The sequence below is a fragment of the Mycobacterium sp. IDUB_21 genome, assembly GCF_055419425.1.
Genome location: NZ_JBVAXQ010000008.1, coordinates 153,338 through 171,450 on the forward strand (window position 1 = coordinate 153,338; position 18,113 = coordinate 171,450).

At 68.4% G+C, this 18,113-nt stretch carries 14 protein-coding genes; 11 read left to right on the forward strand and 3 right to left on the reverse strand.

Annotated elements, in window-relative coordinates:
• Positions 1 to 48: 48 nt before the first annotated feature.
• The 6 genes from ACZYY4_RS14015 (at position 49) to ACZYY4_RS14040 (ending at position 6,794) form a co-directional block, all read left to right on the forward strand.
• Positions 49 to 612: an alpha/beta fold hydrolase gene (locus tag ACZYY4_RS14015; RefSeq protein WP_463810590.1), complete on the forward strand. Its 564-nt coding sequence runs from the start codon at positions 49 to 51 to the stop codon at positions 610 to 612.
• An 87-nt stretch (positions 613 to 699) separates the two neighbouring features.
• The gene (locus tag ACZYY4_RS14020; RefSeq protein ID WP_463810591.1) at positions 700 to 2,439 is read left to right on the forward strand and encodes an AMP-binding protein; all 1,740 of its coding nucleotides are present in this window, start codon (positions 700 to 702) and stop codon (positions 2,437 to 2,439) included.
• Between the two features lie 65 nt (positions 2,440 to 2,504).
• Positions 2,505 to 3,869, forward strand: a complete 1,365-nt coding sequence (locus tag ACZYY4_RS14025; protein ID WP_463810592.1) for a glutamine synthetase family protein — start codon at positions 2,505 to 2,507, stop codon at positions 3,867 to 3,869.
• A 70-nt stretch (positions 3,870 to 3,939) separates the two neighbouring features.
• Positions 3,940 to 4,659 carry a gamma-glutamyl-gamma-aminobutyrate hydrolase family protein gene (locus tag ACZYY4_RS14030; RefSeq protein ID WP_463810660.1) on the forward strand — a complete coding sequence of 240 codons (720 nt, stop codon included), beginning with the start codon at positions 3,940 to 3,942 and terminating at the stop codon, positions 4,657 to 4,659.
• Complete coding sequence (locus ACZYY4_RS14035; RefSeq protein ID WP_463810593.1) at positions 4,656 to 6,017, forward strand: aldehyde dehydrogenase family protein; 1,362 nt, start codon at positions 4,656 to 4,658, stop codon at positions 6,015 to 6,017. Before ACZYY4_RS14030 ends, ACZYY4_RS14035 begins: the two co-directional genes overlap by 4 nt.
• Positions 6,018 to 6,794, forward strand: coding sequence for a 3-oxoacyl-ACP reductase (locus tag ACZYY4_RS14040; RefSeq protein WP_463810594.1), 777 nt, complete (start codon positions 6,018 to 6,020; stop codon positions 6,792 to 6,794).
• Positions 6,795 to 6,850: 56 nt separating this feature from the next.
• Here the strand turns inward: ACZYY4_RS14040 and ACZYY4_RS14045 are convergent, their stop codons facing one another.
• Both ACZYY4_RS14045 and mtr read right to left on the reverse strand, forming a co-directional pair.
• Positions 6,851 to 8,647, reverse strand: coding sequence for an acyl-CoA dehydrogenase (locus tag ACZYY4_RS14045; RefSeq protein ID WP_463810595.1), 1,797 nt, complete (start codon positions 8,645 to 8,647; stop codon positions 6,851 to 6,853).
• Positions 8,648 to 8,657: 10 nt separating this feature from the next.
• Complete coding sequence (mtr, locus tag ACZYY4_RS14050) at positions 8,658 to 10,043, reverse strand: mycothione reductase (protein ID WP_463810596.1); 1,386 nt, start codon at positions 10,041 to 10,043, stop codon at positions 8,658 to 8,660.
• Positions 10,044 to 10,082: 39 nt separating this feature from the next.
• Here mtr and mqo point away from each other — a divergent pair, with 39 nt between their 5' ends.
• The 5 genes from mqo to ACZYY4_RS14075 are packed head-to-tail and all read left to right on the forward strand — an operon-like array spanning position 10,083 to position 17,783.
• Positions 10,083 to 11,540, forward strand: a complete 1,458-nt coding sequence (gene mqo / locus ACZYY4_RS14055; protein ID WP_463810597.1) for a malate dehydrogenase (quinone) — start codon at positions 10,083 to 10,085, stop codon at positions 11,538 to 11,540.
• A 60-nt stretch (positions 11,541 to 11,600) separates the two neighbouring features.
• Positions 11,601 to 12,818 (forward strand): uroporphyrinogen-III C-methyltransferase, encoded by a 1,218-nt coding sequence (gene cobA, locus ACZYY4_RS14060; protein ID WP_463810598.1) that lies wholly within the window; start codon positions 11,601 to 11,603, stop codon positions 12,816 to 12,818.
• 33 nt (positions 12,819 to 12,851) lie between these two features.
• A complete protein-coding gene (locus ACZYY4_RS14065; RefSeq protein ID WP_463810599.1) occupies positions 12,852 to 14,432 on the forward strand; it encodes an MFS transporter in 1,581 nt (526 codons plus the stop codon).
• A gap of 42 nt (positions 14,433 to 14,474) precedes the next feature.
• Positions 14,475 to 15,968, forward strand: a complete 1,494-nt coding sequence (locus ACZYY4_RS14070) for an MFS transporter (RefSeq protein WP_463810600.1) — start codon at positions 14,475 to 14,477, stop codon at positions 15,966 to 15,968.
• A gap of 60 nt (positions 15,969 to 16,028) precedes the next feature.
• A complete protein-coding gene (locus ACZYY4_RS14075; protein WP_463810601.1) occupies positions 16,029 to 17,783 on the forward strand; it encodes a proline--tRNA ligase in 1,755 nt (584 codons plus the stop codon).
• Here the strand turns inward: ACZYY4_RS14075 and ACZYY4_RS14080 are convergent.
• Positions 17,780 to 18,100 (reverse strand): DUF732 domain-containing protein, encoded by a 321-nt coding sequence (locus ACZYY4_RS14080; RefSeq protein ID WP_463810602.1) that lies wholly within the window; start codon positions 18,098 to 18,100, stop codon positions 17,780 to 17,782. The two genes, ACZYY4_RS14075 and ACZYY4_RS14080, sit on opposite strands and share 4 nt — an antisense overlap.
• Positions 18,101 to 18,113: the final 13 nt, after the last annotated feature.

Consider the following 18,113-nt stretch of genomic DNA (forward strand, 5'->3'; position numbering starts at 1 on the left):
CCGGTCAAAACCGCCCCGTGCTGGCCCGCTGGCTGTAGCCTTGCGCAAATGCCGGGCACGATGATGACCATCGACGGGTTTCCGATCCCCGTCGATATCGCAGGCCCGCACAACGGGCCCGTCGTCGTCGTGCTCGCGGCCGTCCAACATCCACTGACCGCCTATGAAGCGGTCTGTCAGCGGCTGCACACCGCGTCGTTGCGAACCATCGTGATCGGCGCCGACCCGCGACTGACCCCGAAGTCTGTGGTGGGCATCCTGGATTCCCTGGGCGTCCAGTGCGGCGTACTGGTGGGTGATCGCAGCGGTGGTGACAACGCCTGGGAGCTGGCGGCGACACGCCCGGACCGGTTCACCGGCTTGGTGGTACTCGACCGGGGACATCCGCGGGCACCGGATCTGGGCGGGGCGATCCGCGACGAGCGGTGTCCGCCGGTGGAGATCAACACCACCGTTCTGGTCAGTTCCCGGGCCGCCGCTTCGGTGGCCAACGCCAGCCAGCGGTTCGTCTACGGCGAACACCGTCTGGTGATGCTGCCCGGGCGCCGCAGCGCGAGTGAGTTCACCGCGCAATTCGCGATGGAGATCGTGTTGCGGGCCAGCACCTGGTAGGGGCTCGCGAAGAGAGTAGATTCGGCAAGTCACGCGGCATCGGGGGCCGTCGGCTTAACAATTGAACAATCATTGGGGGAGGTAGAAGTGTTGTCGTGGGGGCAATCAATACCGGCACTGCTGCGTGAACGCGCTCAGCACTGGCCGGACCGGCCGGCGTTCACCTTTGTCGACTACGAACTCGATCAGGCCGGCTACGCCGAGACCCTGACCTGGACGCAGATCTTGCGGCGGACCGAGTCCGTCGCCGTCGAGGTGGCTGCGGTGGCCGCGCCCGGCGACCGGGTCGCGCTGCTCGCGCCACAGGGTCTGGAGTACATCGCCGGCTTCTTCGGTGCAATGGAGGCCGGCTGCATCGTGGTGCCGCTGCCCGTGCCGGCGTTCGGCAGCCACGACGAGCGGGTCACCGCGGCCCTGAAGGATTGCGCTCCGACCGCGGTGCTCACCACATCGGCTGTGGCCGGCGACATCCAAGCCTGCATCAGTGCCGTCGGGGGCCGTCTGCCGGCGATCATCGAGGTCGATCTGCTCGACCTCGACTCGCCGTCCGCGTGGGACCGGTCGGGTGCGTTGACCACCAAAACCGCGCTGCTGCAGTACACCTCCGGTTCGACCGGCGCGCCGCGGGGCGTGGTGGTCTCGCACCGCAACGTCTTCGCCAACATCGAACAGGTGATGGCGGACTACTTCGACGAGGACGGGGCAGCGGCGCCGCCGGAGACCACGCTGGTGTCGTGGCTGCCGTTCTACCACGACATGGGCCTGCTACTGGGCATCATGGGGGCGGTCACGCTCGGCTGCCGCGCACTGGTGATGAGCCCGATCGCGTTCCTGCAGAAGCCGGCCCGGTGGATACAGCAGCTGGCCACCAATTCCACCACGTTCACCGCCGGGCCCAACTTCGCCTTCGAACTGGCCGCCCGCCGTACGTCTGACGACGACATGGCCGGACTCGACCTCTCCGGCGTGCACACCATCCTCAGCGGCAGCGAGCGCATCCACGCGGCGACCATCCGCCGTTTCAAGGACCGGTTCGCCCGATTCAACCTGCCGGCCAACGCGGTGGCACCGTCCTACGGGCTGGCCGAGGCGATGGTCTACGCCGGGTCGGCGCCTCGCGCGCATCGGCCGGTGACCTTCCGTCTCGACTACGAGAAACTGGTAGCCGGTGTTGCAGAGGCCGGCCCGGCCGGTGCCGACCTCGTCAGCATCGGTCCGCCGCGGGCCTGCACGGTGCGCATCGTCGACCCTGAGACGCGCCTGGAGAACCCGGAAGGCAAGGTCGGGGAGATCTGGCTGCACGGCGGCAACGTCGCCAGCGGTTACTGGCACAACCCGGAGGCGACCGAACGGACCTTCGGCGGCCGGCTCGACGCACCGTCCCCGGGAACGCCGGCGGGGCCGTGGTTGCGCACCGGGGACCTCGGCGTCATCCACGAAGGCGAGCTGCTGGTCGTCGGCCGTATCAAGGACATGCTGATCGTCGACGGTCGAAACCACTACCCCGACGACATCGAGGCCACGGTGCAGGAGCTCACCGGAGGACGAGTCGCTGCGGTCCCGATCAGCGGGGACGGTCGCGAGCAGCTGGCCGTCATCGCCGAGCTCAAGAGCCGGGCCAACCCGGATGAGGAATCGCAGCGGATACTGACCCTGAAACGGGAAGTGGCAGCCGCTGTTTCGCGAGCGCACGGGGTGCGGGTTACTGACCTGGTCTTCGTCGCGCCGGGCTCGCTGCCGATCACCACCAGCGGCAAGATCCGACGATCGACGTGCGCCGACTGGTACGGGTCGCAGCAGTTCCATCGGCTGGAGCCCGTCAGCTGACGGCGGGCGGGTAGCCTGGCAGCACTGAAAATGTCAGGGGGGACCGTCGTCGGCGAAGGAGCACAATGACCCGACCCACGATGCTGTCTCAGGCCGAACTGCAGCAACTGGTCGGGTCCGGCGAAATCGACACCGTGGTGGTGGCGTTCCCCGACATGCAGGGCCGGCTGGTCGGTAAGCGGGTGGCGGCGCAGCACTTCCTCGACGAGGTTGCCGGGCACGGCGTGGAATGCTGCAGCTACCTGCTGGCCGTCGACGTCGAGATGAACACCGTCCCGGGCTACCCGATCGCCGACTGGGGCACCGGCTACGGCGACCTGGTGCTCAAACCCGACTTCGCGACACTGCGGCGTATCCCGTGGCTGCCCGGCACCGCCCACGTGCTGGCCGACGCTCATTGGCCGGACGGGAACCCGGTCGCGGTGGCGCCCCGGCAGATCCTGTCCGCCCAGATCGCGCGGCTCGCCGAGCGCGGGCTGGTCGCCTACGCCGCAACGGAACTCGAATTCCTGGTCTTCGACGACAGTTATCGTCAGGCTTGGGCAGCCGGCTATCGCGACCTGACCCCGGGGACGGACTACAACGCCGACTACGGCCTGGTGGCCGGTACCCGACTGGAGCCGTTGCTGCGCGACATCCGGTTGGGGATGGCCGGCGCGGGCATGCGCTGCGAGGGCGTCAAGGGGGAGTGTCACACCGGCCAGCAGGAGATCACCTTCCGCTACGACGAGGCGCTGATCTGCTGCGACAACCACAGCGTCTACAAGAGCGGCGCCAAGGAGATCGCCGACCAACACGGCAAGAGCCTGACGTTCATGGCGAAATTCGACGAACGCGAAGGCAACAGCTGCCATGTGCACCTTTCGCTGCGCAGCGCCGAAGGTGCCGCGGTGTTCGCCGATGAGGCGGCGCCACACGGCATGTCGGCGTTGTTCCGCAGCTTCCTGGCCGGCCAGCTGGCCACCTTGTCTGAGCTGACACTGTGCTATGCGCCGAACATCAACTCCTACAAGCGATTCGTCGGCGGCAGCTTCGCTCCCACCGTGGTCGGGTGGGGTCTGGACAATCGCACCTGCGCGCTGCGGGTTGTCGGCCGCGGCGACTCGCTGCGGGTGGAGTGCCGGGTGCCGGGCGGCGACGTGAACCCCTACCTGGCGGTGGCGGCCCTGATCGCGGCGGGTCTGCACGGAATCGACAACGATCTTGAATTGGCAGACCCGGTCGACGGTGACGCCTACCGCGCCGGACTGCCGAACCTCCCGTCAACGCTCGCCGAAGCAGCCGAGGCGTTCGCCGAATCGACGGTGGCACGCAAGGCGTTCGGCGACGACGTCGTCGCGCACTACCTGCACGGCGCCCGGGTGGAGCTGGCGGCGTTCAACACCGCGGTGACCGACTGGGAAAGGGTGCGGGGTTTTGAACGGTTCTGAGCCCGGCGGTTCAGCGAGCCTCGACGGAGGAGAGGCGAAGCTGGGACCGCCGCATGAACACAGCCGCCCGGTGGTCGGTTTGACCACCTACTTGGACCGGGCGCAGTTCGGTGTCTGGGATGTGCGGGCGGGCCTGCTGCCCGCCGATTACTTCCAGGGCATCACCGCCGCCGGCGGTATCGCGGTGCTGCTGCCGCCGCAGCCGGTGACTTCCGAGATCGCCGCGCGCGTGCTCGATGGCGTGTCGGGCCTGGTGATCACCGGCGGCAGGGACCTCGACCCCGCCGGCTACGGCCAATCTGCGCATGCCGAAACCGATCGGCCCGACACGACGCGGGACGCTTGGGAGTTCACGCTGCTGGCCGAGGCGCTGCGGCGCGGGCTGCCGGTGCTGGGAATCTGCCGCGGCGCCCAGGTGCTCAATGTCGCGCTCGGCGGGACGCTGCACCAGCATCTGCCCGAGCTGCTCGGCAACGCCTCCCACCGGGCCGGCAACGGCGTGTTCACCCCGAAGCCGGTGCGCACGGTGGCCGGTACCCGGCTGGCCGAACTGGTCGGCGAGACCTGCGAAGTGCAGTGCTACCACCACCAGGCGATCGCGGAGCTGGGTACCGGGCTGATGGTCAGCGGTCGCGACGACGACGGTGTCGTCGAGGCGATCGAGCTTCCCGGGGAGGATTTCGTGGTCGCGGTCCAGTGGCATCCGGAAGCGTCGCTGGGTGATCTTCGGCTGTTCACCGCGATCGTGGCTGCGGCGCGCAGTTATACCGCGGCACGGGTGAACCGATGACACACGACCTCATCAACCCGGCCACCGGGGCGGTGTTCGCAGGCGTCGAGCACGTCGACGCCGCCGCGGTCGACGACGCGGTGCGCCGGGCGCAGGCGGCCCAGCGGCGGTGGGCCAAACTCGCCCCGGCCGATCGGGCGGCCGCGCTGCGGGCGTTCGCCGCGGTCGTCGACGCCCACATCGATGAGCTGGCCGCACTGGAGGTGGCCAACTCCGGGCATCCGGTGTCGGCCGCGGAGTGGGAAGCCGGGCATGTCCGCGACGTGCTGCAGTTCTATGCGGCCGGCCCGGAACGGCTGTCCGGTCAGCAGATACCGGTGGCCGGTGGGCTGGACGTCACCTTCCACGAGCCGCTCGGCGTCATCGGGATCATCACCCCGTGGAACTTCCCGATGCCGATCGCCGCCTGGGGGTTCGCCCCGGCGCTGGCCGCCGGGAACGCGGTGTTGATCAAACCGGCCGAGTGGACTCCGCTGACCACGGTCCGGCTGGGCGAACTGGCCGTCGAATCAGGTTTGGAGCCGGATCTTTTGCAGGTGCTGCCCGGCCCGGGCGCGGTGGTGGGGGAGCGGCTGGTCACCCATCCGGAGGTGGCCAAGATCGTGTTCACCGGTTCCACCGCCACCGGCACCCGGGTGCTGACGGCCGCGGCGCCCGGGGTCAAGCGGGTCACCCTGGAGCTCGGCGGCAAGAGCGCCAACATCGTGTTCGCCGACTGCGATCTGGAACGCGCGGCGGCGACCGCGCCCTACGGCGTGTTCGACAACGCCGGGCAGGACTGCTGCGCCCGTAGCCGGATCCTGGTGCAGCGCAGCATCTATGACCGCTTCATGGAATTGCTGGAGCCGGCCGTCGCCGGTGTCGTCGTCGGCGATCCGACCTCCCGGGACACCGAGATGGGGCCGCTGGTGTCGCGAACGCACTGGGAGAAGGTGGCCTCCTACGTGCCTGATGACGCACCGGTCGCCTTCCGCGGCCAGGCGCCGACCGGCGCCGGGTTCTGGTTCCCGCCGACGGTGCTGACCCCGGGCCGCAGCGACCGGTGCGTCACCGAGGAGATCTTCGGACCGGTGGTGACGGTGTTGCCGTTCGAGGATGAAGCCGACGCGGTGGCGCTGGCCAACGACTCGGTGTACGGGTTGTCGGGTTCGATCTGGACCGACGACCTGTCGAGGGCGCTACGGGTGTCGCGGGCGGTGGAAGCCGGGAATCTGTCGGTGAATTCGCATTCCTCGGTGCGCTTCAACACCCCGTTCGGGGGCTTCAAACGCTCAGGCTTGGGCCGGGAGTTGGGCGCAGACGCCCCGCTGGCCTTCACCGACACCAAGAACGTGTTCATCGCAGTGAAGGAGATGTGAGTGACGGATCTGACCCAGCGCCTGGCCGGGCGCGTCGCCGTGGTGACCGGTGCGGGTGGTGGCATCGGCCTGGCGTCCGCGCGCCGAATGCACGCCGAGGGGGCGCGCATCGTGGTCGGCGATCTCGACCCGGTGGCCGGCGCTGCGGTCGCCGAAGAGTTGGACGGTCTGTTCATACCGGTTGACGTCTCCGATCAGGCGCAGGTCGATGCGCTGTTCGACACCGCGGCGAACACGTTCGGCGCGGTCGACATCGCCTTCAACAACGCCGGCATCTCGCCGCCCGATGACGATCTGATCGAAACCACCGAACTGCCGGCCTGGCAACGGGTTCAAGACGTCAACTTGAAATCGGTTTACCTGTGCTGCCGGGCGGCACTGCGACACATGACGCCCGCCGGGCGTGGATCGATCATCAACACCGCCTCGTTCGTGGCGGTGATGGGCTCGGCGACGTCCCAGATCTCCTACACCGCCTCCAAGGGCGGCGTGCTGGCCATGTCGCGGGAACTCGGGGTCCAGTACGCCCGGCAGGGGATCCGGGTCAACGCGCTGTGTCCCGGGCCGGTGAACACCCCGTTGCTGCAAGAGCTGTTCGCCGCCGACCCGGAGCGCGCCGCGCGCCGGCTGGTGCACGTGCCGGTGGGCCGGTTCGCCGAGCCCGGGGAGATCGCCGCCGCGGTGGCGTTTTTGGCCAGCGACGACGCATCGTTCATCACCGGCTCGACGTTCCTGGTGGACGGCGGGATCAGCTCGGCGTATGTGACGCCGCTGTAAGTCTGACCTACGGATACGGGCCGCCCGGCTAGACCGACCCAAGCTTGGTTGGCCCGTCAGAACCAGTCCGGGCGCATCTGAATCGTGGTGCGGTCCAGGCTTTCCAACAGGTCGAGCTGCGGGCCGGTCTTGGGTAGCTCGTAGCGGAAGAAGTAGCGGGCGGCTTGGCGTTTGCCGTCGTAGAAGTCCCCCGAGCGGCCGGCGGCGGTCAACACTTGTTCCAGCCAAATCCAGGCGATCACCACATGACCGAAAGCCTCGAGATAGACGGCGCTGTTGGCCAAAGCGGCATCGATGTCGCCGGCGGCGAACATGCCCGCGGTGACAGCGACCAATCGCTGGATCACGGCGTCGAGGAGGTCTGCGAGATCGGCCGATTCACCCCCGGCCCGGCGCGCGACCGCGATGCTGTCGGTCATCGCCCGGTGCAAAGCGGCCAGGCTCGCGCCGTCACGCTGAACCACCTTGCGGCCCAGCAGGTCCAGGCTCTGGATGCCGTGGGTACCTTCGTGGATCGGGTTGAGTCGGTTGTCGCGGTAGTGCTGTTCGACGTCGTATTCGCGGGTGTAGCCGTAGCCGCCGTGCACCTGGATGGCCAAGTCGTTGGCGGCCAGGCACCACTGCGACGGCCAGCTCTTCGCGATCGGGGTGAGGATGTCCAGCAGGGCCGTGGCGTGCTCGAGTTCCTCGTCGGATTGCGCGGTGTGTGTGATGTCGACGAGCCGTGCGCAGTACAGCGCCAGCGCGAGTGCGCCCTCGACGTAGGATTTCTGCGCCAGCAGCATCCGCTTGACGTCCGCGTGCTCGATGATCGGAACCTGCGGCGTCGTCGGATCTTTCGCTGTCACCGGCCGACCCTGCGGCCGGCTGCCGGCGTACTCGAGCGACTTCAGGTAGCCGGTGTAGCCGAGCGCGATCGCGCCCATGCCGACCCCCAGCCGGGCCTCGTTCATCATGCGGAACATGTAGCTCAACCCGCGGTGCTGCTCGCCGACCAGGTAACCGACCGCGCCCGGCTCGCCGCCCGGCCGATACCCGCCCTCCCCGAAATTGAGCACCGTGTTGGTGATGCCGCGGTAGCCCATCTTGTGGTTGAGCCCGGCCAGCACCACGTCGTTGCGCTCACCGAGAACGCCGTCGGGTTCCACCAGAAACTTCGGCACCACAAACAGCGAGATGCCCTTCGTGCCGGCCGGTCCGCCGGGGATCTTGGCCAGCACCAGATGGACGATGTTGTCGGTGAGTTCGTGGTCGCCACCGGAGATCCACATCTTCGATCCGAACAACCGGAAGGTGCCGTCGGCGCTCGGCTCGGCGCGGGTGGTGATGTCGGCCAGCGATGATCCGGCTTGGGTCTCCGACAGGCACATCGTCCCCAGGAACCGGCCGGCGATCATGGGCTTGACGAAGGCCTCGATCTGCTCGTCGCTGCCGAATTCGGCGAGCAGGTTCGCGTTGGCCATCGTCAGCATCGGATAGCCGGCGGTGCTGACATTGGCGGCCATCAGCCAGGCGAAGCCGGCCTGAGCCACCGTCGCCGGCAGTTGCGCCCCGCCCAGGGTGTAGTCCATCGCCATGCCGACCAACTCGGCGTCGGCGCAGGCTGCCAACGCCTCCTTGACCTCATCGATGATGGTGACCTTCACCCCGTCGAAGGTGGGCTCGTTGGCGTCGCTCTTCTTGTTGTGCGGGGCGAAGTATCGGGTCGCCAGCTGTTCACACAGGTCCAACGCGTCGGAGAAGGTTTCCCGGGAGTGCTCGGCGAACCGGGGGCGAGTCGTCAGCTCACCGATCCGCAGCCAGTCGAACAGCAGAAAATCCAGGTCTTGCCGGGACAGCAGGGTGGATTTCATCGGAGCCCCTTCATTCCAGCCCGAGCAATGCGTTCTCGACGACCTCGGGCAGTGCCGGGTGGATCCAGTATTGCCCCCGGGCCATTTCCGGGGCGGTGAGCCCGAAGCTCATCGCCTGGATCAGCGGCTGGATGATCGACGACGCCTGGTGGCCCATGATGTGCGCTCCCAGCAGCCGTCCGCTGCCGCGCTCGGCGATGAGTTTGGCGAAGCCGGTGGTGTCCTCCATGGCCCAGCCGTAGGCGACGTCACCGTAGTCCTGGACTTTCACCGAAATATCGAGACCCTTTGCCCGGGCCTGATTTTCGGTCAACCCGACCGCGGCGATCTGCGGGTCGGTGAACACCGCGAACGGCACGTAGCGGTGATCGGTGGCCCGCATCGAGCCGACGTCGTCCCAATCGCACAGCAGATTGTCCGCCACCACCCGGGCCTCATGGTTCGCAACGTGTTTGAGCTCATACGGGGACGAGACGTCGCCGAGCGCGAAAACACCTCGTGCAGTGGTTCGTTGGTACTCGTCGACCGCAATCCTGCCGCCGGCGATCTCGATGCCGGCCTGCCCGGCGTCCAGCAGATCACCGTTGGGCACTCGACCGGTTGCCACCAGCAGCACGCCGGCCCGCAGGATCGATCCGTCGTCGAGTTCCACGACGACGCCGGTCCCGGCTCCGTCCGGGCGGGCGGCGACCACGTTGCGCTGCGAGCGCACTTCCCACTTGTCCGCGGCGATCCGGGTGTAGCGCTCAGCGACGGTCTCGTCGCAGTGCCGCAGCAATGTCGAGCCCCGGATCACCACTGTGACCCGGACGCCCAGGGCGGAGAACACGTGGGCGAACTCAGCGGCGATGAAGCCCCCACCGACGATCACCAGGTGCTCGGGCAACTCCGGGATCCGCATCACGTCATCGCTGGTGTAGTAGTGCACCCCGGACTCGGCGATCACCGGCGGAACCCACGATCGCGCTCCGGCGGCGATCACCACCTGCCGCGCACCGAACTGCTCGCCGCCGGCGGTGCGCAGCAGATACTCACCGTCGGAGCCGACCGGTCCGAACCGGGCGTGCTCGGCGTAGACCTCGACGTTCGGCAGGCTGCGCCGATACTTCTCGCCGCCGGCGGCGATCGGGTCGATGCGGCCGAAGACCCGCGACACGATGTCGGCCCAGCGAACCTTCTCGATGCGGGCGTCCACCCCGTAGCGGGCCGCCTCGGTCACCGTCTGCGCCACCTCGGCGGCGTAGACGAACATCTTCGTCGGGATGCAGCCCACGTTCAGGCAAGTGCCGCCGAAGGTGCCCTGCTCGCAGATCGCCACCCGCTTGTCGGCGTAGCGTTCGTCGAGAATGCTGTTGCCCGAACCGGTTCCGATTATCGCCAGGTCGTAGCTCTCCATTGCGCCAGCCTAAACGGTCTGCGAGATAGGCTGAGCAGCGTGTCCAAACCGCTTCAGACGGATGTGACACTGATCGGCGCGGGCATCATGAGCGCCACCCTCGGGGCGATACTGCGCCGGCTGGAGCCGGACGCCTCGATCACCGTCGTCGAGCGCTTGGATGCCGCGGGCGCCGAGAGCAGCGATCCGTGGAACAACGCCGGCACCGGCCACGCCGGGCTGTGCGAGCTGTTCTATACGCCGCAGCAGCCCGGCGGCGCCATCGACACCGCCAAAGCGGTGCGCGTCAACGAGCAGTTCCAGGTGACCCGCCAGTTCTGGGCCTACGCGGTGCAAAACGGCATGCTCGCGCAGCCGCGCGACTTCGTGCACCCGATCCCGCACGTCAGCTTCGTGCACGGCGCCGCCGGCGTCGACTACCTGCGCCGCCGCCATCGTGCGTTGGCACCCAACCCACTGTTCGCCGGCGCCGAGTTGATCACCGACTTCGGTGAGTTCGCCGCGCGGCTGCCGCTGATGGCGGCCGGTCGGGACCCCGACGAACCGGTGGCCCTGGACTGGGCGCCCGCCGGGACCGACGTCGACTTCGGGGCGCTGACCAAGCAGCTGATCGACTACGGGGTGCGCCACGGCACCGAAATACTGTTCGGCCACGAGGTCCGTGCTATCCGCCGGGCACCCGAGGGTGGCTGGACTCTGAGCTTGACCAACCGTCGCACCGGCCAAAGCCTAAGACTCAAAACCAAATTCGTCTTTGTCGGGGCCGGTGGAGCCACCCTCGGTCTGCTGCAGCGCTCCGGCATCCCCGAAGCCCGGGGCTTCGGAGGATTCCCGATCGGCGGCCGCTTCCTGCGCTGTGGGGTCCCGGAGCTCACCGCCGCCCACCGCGCCAAGGTGTACGGCGCCCCCGCCCCGGGCGCGCCCTCGACGACCGCACCGCACCTGGACGCCCGGGTGGTCGATGGTGCGTCGTGGCTGCTGTTCGGGCCGTTCGCGGGTTGGTCGCCGAAATTCCTCAAGTACGGCCGCGTCACGGATCTGCCGAGGTCGGTCCGTTTCGACAACGCGGCGTCGCTGCTGGGCGCCGGGGCCCGTGAGCGCGACCTGGTCGGTTACCTGATCGGCCAACTGCGGCAAACGCGCTCTGCCCGTCTCGATGCGCTCCGGGAATTCATGCCCGCGGCGCTCGACGCGGATTGGTCGCCGATACGGGCCGGTCAGCGGGTGCAGGTCGTCCGGCGTGGCCGACTCGCATTCGACACCACGATCGTGCATGCCGCCGACGGCAGCATCGCGGGGCTGCTCGGCGCCTCGCCGGGGGCGTCGACCGCGGCGCCGGCCATGCTGGAGGTGCTGGCGCAGTGCTTCGCCGGCCGGTTTGCGAGCTGGCTGCCGACACTCAAGGAGATGGTGCCGTCGCTGGGCACCCGGCTCTCCGACGAGCCCGCGCTGTTCCAGCAGGTGTGGGACTGGGGGACCCGACAGCTGGAGCTCTAGCTCGTGGCGACCCCCAGCGCCCGGCTCCGCTGCGCCGGCGACCGCCACTAGAGTTGCCGGGTGACCGAGAACCCATACCTGGTCGGGCTGCGCCTGGCCGGACGCAAGGTTGTCGTGGTGGGCGCGGGCGGCGTCGCGCAGCGGCGGCTGCCGTTGTTGGTGGACAGCGGCGCGCAGGTGACGGTGATCGCACCCAGCGCGACCCCGGCGGTCGAGGTGCTGGGGGAGCGCAAGCCCGGTATCGCGCTGGTGTCGCGGGCCTACCGCGACGGCGACCTGGCCGATGCCTGGTACGCGATTGCGGCCACCGATGACCCGGACGTCAACGCCGCCGTGGTCGCCGAGGCCGACCGACGCCAAATCTTCTGTGTGCGTGCCGATCTCGCCGTTGAGGGATCCGCGGTCACCCCGGCAACCTTCGGCTACGCCGGCCTGTCGGTGGGAGTACTGGCCGGCGGTGAGCACAACCGTTCGGCGGCGATCCGATCGGCGATCCGGGAAGCGTTGCAGTCCGGTGCCATCGCTTTGGACATCGAAGCGACCTCCGACGTGGTGCGCGGTGGTGTGGCGCTGGTGGGCGGCGGGCCCGGCGATCCGGAACTGATCACGGTGCGCGGTCGGCGCATGCTCTCGCACGCCGACGTCGTGGTTGCCGACCGGCTCGCGCCGCCCGAACTGCTCGCCGAGCTGCCCCCGAATGTCGAAGTCATCGACGCCGCCAAGATCCCCTACGGGCGGGCGATGGCCCAGGACGCCATCAATGCGCTGATGATCGAACGCGCTCACGCCGGCAAGTTCGTGGTGCGACTCAAGGGCGGCGACCCGTTCGTGTTCGCACGCGGATACGAGGAGGTACTTGCCTGCGCCGACGCCGGGATCCCGGTGACGGTGGTGCCGGGCGTGACCAGTGCCATAGCGGTCCCGGCACAGGCCGGGGTTCCGGTCACCCACCGGGCGGTGAATCACGAATTCGTGGTGGTCAGCGGGCATGTCGCGCCCGATGACCCCGAATCGTTAGTGAACTGGGATGCGTTGGCCGCGATGCGCGGCACCATCGTGTTGCTGATGGCGATCGAACGCATCGAGCAGTTCAGCGCGGTGCTGCAAGAAGGGGGCCGACCAGCCGATACACCGGTGCTGGTGGTTCAACACGGAACCACACCCGCGCAACACACGCTACGAGCGACCCTGGCCGACGCGCCCGAAAAGATCCGCGCGGAAGGCATCCGACCTCCGGCAATCGTCGTTATCGGCGCCGTCGCGGGCTTCGGGGTTTAAACATCTCTTAATATTACTGTAGGGTAGCCGGTTATGACTGCTCTCGATGATGCAGGACGGGCGACCGCGCAGTGGCAGGCAGATGCCGCCGGGGCGGAGTCCCCGGTGCGTCACGGCTCGGATGTGCTTAGCCGGACCAGCAGATATGTGTCATCCTGGCTGCCGTCTCGTCGTTTCATCTATGCCGTGATCGCCATCGGTGGCATGCAGTTGCTGGCCACGATGGACAGCACCGTGGCAATCGTCGCGCTTCCTAAGATCCAGGACGACCTGGGGCTGTCCGACGCCGGCCGCGGCTGGGTGATCAGCGCCTATGTGCTGACCTTCGGCGGTCTGATGCTGCTCGGTGGGCGACTCGGTGACACCATCGGCCGCAAGCGCACCTTCATCAGCGGGGTCGCGCTGTTCACCATCGCTTCCGTGCTGTGTGCGGTGGCCTGGGACGCGCCCACCCTGGTGATCGCCCGGTTGCTGCAGGGCGTCGGCGCGGCCATCGCCTCACCGACCGCGCTGGCGCTGATCGCCACCACCTTCCCGAAGGGGCCGGCGCGCAATGCCGCCACCGCGGTGTTCGGCGCTATGACCGCCATCGGTTCGGTGATGGGCCTGGTGGTCGGCGGTGCACTGACCGAGTTGTCGTGGCGGCTGGCGTTCGGCGTCAACGTACCGATCGGCCTGCTGATGATCTACCTGGCCCGCACCGCGCTGACCGAGACCCACCGCGAGCGGATGAAGCTGGACGCCGCCGGGGCGCTGCTGGCGACCCTGGGCTGCACCGCCGCGGTGTTCGCGTTCACGATCGGCCCGGAGAAGGGCTGGATCTCGATGATCACCATCGGCTCCGGTGTGGTGGCGATTGCGGCACTACTGGCTTTCGCGGTGGTGGAACGCACCGCGGAGAACCCGGTGGTGCCGTTCAGCCTGTTCAAGGACCGCAACCGGGTGGCCACGTTCGCGGCCATCTTCCTGGCCGGCGGGGTGCTGTTCACCGTGACCGTGACGATCGGCCTGTACGTGCAGGATCTGATGGGCTACTCGGCATTGCACGCCGGGATCGGATTCATCCCGTTCGTCATCGGGCTGGGCGTCGGACTGGGGGTGTCCTCCCAGCTGGTGCGCCGCTTCCCGCCCCGAGTGCTGGTGATCGCCGGCGGGATCGTGGTGCTGGGCGCGATGATCTACGGCTCGACCGTCGACCGGAACCTCCCGTACTTCCCGAACTTCGTGACCTTGATCGTGCTCGGCGGGATCGGGATCGGGATGATCGTGGTGCCGCTGACCCTGTCCGCGATCGCCGGCGTGGGTTTCGACCAGATCGGTCCGACTTCGGCGATCGCACTCATGCTGCAGAACCTGGGCGGCCCGGTGGTGCTGGCGATCATCCAAGCCGTCATCACCTCGCGCACGCTGTACCTCGGCGGCACCAACATGCCGGTGAAGACCATGGACCCGGCCCAGATCGCCGCGCTGGACGCCGGCTACACCTACGGCCTGCTGTGGGTGGCCGCGGTCGCGGTGCTGGTCGGTGCCATCGCGCTGCTGATCGGCTACACGGCCAAGCAGGTCGCGCATGCCCAGGAGGCACAGGACGCGTTCGGCGCGGGCAACCTGTAACTTCCCGCTGACACCGACCTCCCGTCGCTAAGCTGGCGTCCTATGGCGGCGCCGGGTAGGTCCGAGTCGGCCGGCCGGCCGTTGTCGTCCAGCGTGCTCGGTATCGCCATCGTCGCGATCACCGGCATGCAATTGATGTCCACTCTCGACGGCACGATCGTGATCGTGGCGCTGCCACGGATGCAGGCCGACCTGGGCCTGTCCGATGCCGCGAAAAGCTGGGTGATCACCGGCTATGTGCTGACCTTCGGCGGCCTGCTGCTGCTCGGCGGCCGGGTCGGGGATGCCATCGGCCGGAAACGCGCATTCATCTCCGGTGTCGGGGTGTTCACGATCGCCTCGCTGGTGTGCGGGGTGGCCACCGACTCGGCGACCCTGATCGCCGCCCGCGCCGTGCAGGGCACCGGGGCAGCGGTGGCCGCACCGACCGGGCTGGCGCTGATCGCCACCACCTACGCCGTCGGCCAAGCCCGCAACCGGGCGATGGCGGTGTCGGCGGCCATGCAGGGCATGGGCTCGGTGCTGGGCCTGGTGCTCGGCGGTGCGCTGACCGTCATCTCCTGGCGGCTGGCGTTTTTGATCAACATCCCGATCGGCGTCGTCATCGTCGCGATCGCGGTGACCCGGTTGACGGAAACTCACACCGAGCGGCTCCGACTCGACCTGCCCGGGGCGCTGCTGGCCACCGCCGGCTGCACCGCGGCGGTCCTGGTGTTCACCCAGGGCCCGCCGTACGGCTGGGCCAGCCCGTGGGTGATCGGCGCCGGAGCGGCCGCGGCGGTGTTCCTGCTGGCGTTCCTGTTGGTGGAGCGAGGCGCGGCCAACCCGCTGGTGCCGCAGGCGGCGTTCGACAACCCCAGCCGGGTCGCCACTTTCGTGGCGTACTTCATGGCCGGTGGGGTGATGCTCACCGTCAGTGTGATGATCGGTCTGCTGGTGCAGGACGTGCTGGGTTACTCGGCGTTGCGTGCCGGGGTGTGCTTCATTCCGTTCGCCCTGGCGATGGGTGCGGGCAATGTGCTGACCACCTGGGTGTCCGCGCTGGTCGCGCCGCGCTGGTTGATCATCGGCGCCGGCAGTCTGGTGTGGGCCGCCATGCTGTTCGGTTCCACCCTGGACCGCGACGTGCCGTATCTGCCCGACCTGGTGATGCTGTTCATGGTGGGCGGTTTCGGCATCGGAGTGATCTCGGTGGTGCTGCCGCTGTGCGCACTGGCAGATGTCGGCCCGCGTGAGATCGGACCGGTGTCGGCGATCACGTTGATGGTGTACAACCTGGGCGGACCGGTGGTGCTGGTGATCGTCCAGGCCGTGCAGACCTCCCGGACGCTGTATCTGGGCGGCACCACCGGGCCGGTCAAGAACATGACGCCCGCCCAATTGGATGCGCTCGGGCACGGCTACACCTATTCGCTGCTGTGGGTGGCCGCGATCGCGGTGCTGGTGGGTGCGGCCGCGCTGTTCATCCGGTTCTCCGCAGCCCAGATCGCCCGCGCCCAGCACACCCTGGAGGCCGTGGAGGCCGGGGAGTTGTAGCACCGGTCTCCAAGAGTGCGAGTCCGTGTCTGCCCGCGCCTGAAGATAGGCTCTCCCGCTGTGATCACCCGGATGTCCCAACTTTTCCTGCGTACCCTGCGTGACGACCCCGCCGATGCCGAGGTGCCCAGTCACAAGCTGCTGATCCGGGCCGGCTACATCCGGCCGATCGCGCCGGGGCTGTACAGCTGGCTGCCGCTGGGCCTGCGGGTGCTGCGCAACATCGAACGGGTGGTGCGCGAGGAGATGAACGCGATCGGCGGCCAGGAGATCCTGTTCCCGGCGCTGCTACCGCGCGCCCCGTACGAGACCACCAACCGCTGGACCGAGTACGGCGATGGGCTGTTCCGACTGCAGGATCGGCGGGACAACGATTATCTGCTGGCCCCCACCCACGAAGAGATGTTCACCCTGACGGTCAAGGGGGAGTACAGCTCCTACAAGGACTTCCCGGTGGTGCTGTACCAGATTCAGACCAAGTACCGCGACGAGGCGCGGCCGCGGGCCGGGATCCTGCGCGGCCGCGAGTTCGTGATGAAGGACTCCTACTCCTTCGACGTCGACGAGACCGGGCTGGGTGCGGCCTATGACGCCCATCGGGAGGCCTACCAGAAGATCTTCGACCGGCTGGCGCTGCGCTACGTGATCGTTTCGGCGACGTCTGGGGCGATGGGCGGCTCGGCCTCCGAGGAGTTCCTGGCCGAAAGCGAGGTCGGCGAGGACACCTTCGTGCGATGCCCGGAATCCGGGTATGCCGCCAATGTCGAAGCGGTCATCACCGCCCGCCCGGAACCGCAGCCGATCGAGGGCCTGCCCGAGGCGAAAGTGCACGACACCGGCGACACCCCGACGATCGCCACCTTGGTGGAGTGGGCCAACGGTGCCTTGGACCGCACCGTCACCGCCGCCGACACCCTCAAGAACGTGCTGCTCAAGGTCCGCCGGCCTGCCGGCGAGTGGGAATTGCTGGGTATCGGGGTGCCCGGCGACCGCGAGGTCGACGAGAAGCGGCTGGGCGCGGCGCTGGAACCCGCCGAGTACGCGCTGCTCAGCGACAGTGATTTCGTCAAGCACCCGTTCTTGGTCAAAGGCTATATCGGTCCGAAGGCGCTGGCGGACAACGGGGTTCGCTATCTGGTCGACCCGCGGGTGGTGGACGGCACCAGCTGGATCACCGGCGCCGACCAACCCGGGAAGCATGTCGTCGGGCTCGTGGCCGGACGTGATTTCACCGCCGACGGCACCATCGAGGCCGCCGAGGTACGCGACGGTGACCTGTCACCGGACGGCGCCGGCACGCTGGTCAGCGCCCGCGGGATCGAGATCGGCCACATCTTCTCGCTGGGCCGCAAATACACCGATGCGTTCACCGCCGACGTGCTCGGCGAGGACGGGCGTCCGGTGCGGCTCACAATGGGTTCATACGGCATCGGGGTGTCGCGACTGGTGGCCGTGATCGCCGAGCAGCATCACGACGAGCTGGGGCTGCGCTGGCCGGCGCAGGTTGCGCCGTTCGACGTGCACCTGGTGATCGCCAACAAGGACGACGCCGCCCGCGCCGGTGCGACCGAACTGGCCGCCGAGCTGGACCGGCTCGGTCTGGAAGTGCTGTTCGACGATCGGCACGCCTCGCCGGGGGTGAAGTTCAAGGACGCCGAACTGCTCGGGGTGCCATGGATCGTGGTGCTGGGACGCGGCTGGGCGCAGGGGATCGTCGAACTGCGGGACCGCTTCACCGGTCAGACCCGCGAGCTGGCCGTCGGCGACGGATTGGCCGGGCAGATCCTCGCCGCGGTCCGCGCTGAGGTGCCTTAGCCCGGCGCCTGGGTGCACATCGTGCTGCGGGCCGCGCGCACCACGACGGCGGCCTGCTCGGGACTGGCGCCGTACTGCGCGGCCACCTGGTCGGCCACCGCGGCCGAAGACTGACCGGTGTAGAGCCCCCGGCACACCTGCTTGCCGGCCAGCATCAGCTGATCGTCGTCACCGGGGAAGTTACCGCGGGTCGCGTCGAGGTACCTGACGTCCTCGGCGGTGTAGGGGATCGGCCACGCGGCGGCCGGGCCGGTGCCCAGCATCACTGCGGCCCCCACCGTGGTCGCGATCAGGACAGCACGCTTGTACACCGACATCATCTTGCTCCCT

What these genes read in the sequence shown, in the direction of transcription:
- mtr (WP_463810596.1), bottom strand. Translation starts at nt 10,043, where the DNA reads ATGGAGAGCTACGACCTGGCGATAATCGGAACCGGTTCGGGCAACAGC.
- ACZYY4_RS14065 (WP_463810599.1), top strand. Translation starts at nt 12,852, where the DNA reads ATGACTGCTCTCGATGATGCAGGACGGGCGACCGCGCAGTGGCAGGCA.
- ACZYY4_RS14035 (WP_463810593.1), top strand. Translation starts at nt 4,656, where the DNA reads ATGACACACGACCTCATCAACCCGGCCACCGGGGCGGTGTTCGCAGGC.
- ACZYY4_RS14045 (WP_463810595.1), bottom strand. Translation starts at nt 8,647, where the DNA reads ATGAAATCCACCCTGCTGTCCCGGCAAGACCTGGATTTTCTGCTGTTC.
- ACZYY4_RS14015 (WP_463810590.1), top strand. Translation starts at nt 49, where the DNA reads ATGCCGGGCACGATGATGACCATCGACGGGTTTCCGATCCCCGTCGAT.
- ACZYY4_RS14025 (WP_463810592.1), top strand. Translation starts at nt 2,505, where the DNA reads ATGACCCGACCCACGATGCTGTCTCAGGCCGAACTGCAGCAACTGGTC.
- ACZYY4_RS14070 (WP_463810600.1), top strand. Translation starts at nt 14,475, where the DNA reads ATGGCGGCGCCGGGTAGGTCCGAGTCGGCCGGCCGGCCGTTGTCGTCC.
- ACZYY4_RS14080 (WP_463810602.1), bottom strand. Translation starts at nt 18,100, where the DNA reads ATGTCGGTGTACAAGCGTGCTGTCCTGATCGCGACCACGGTGGGGGCC.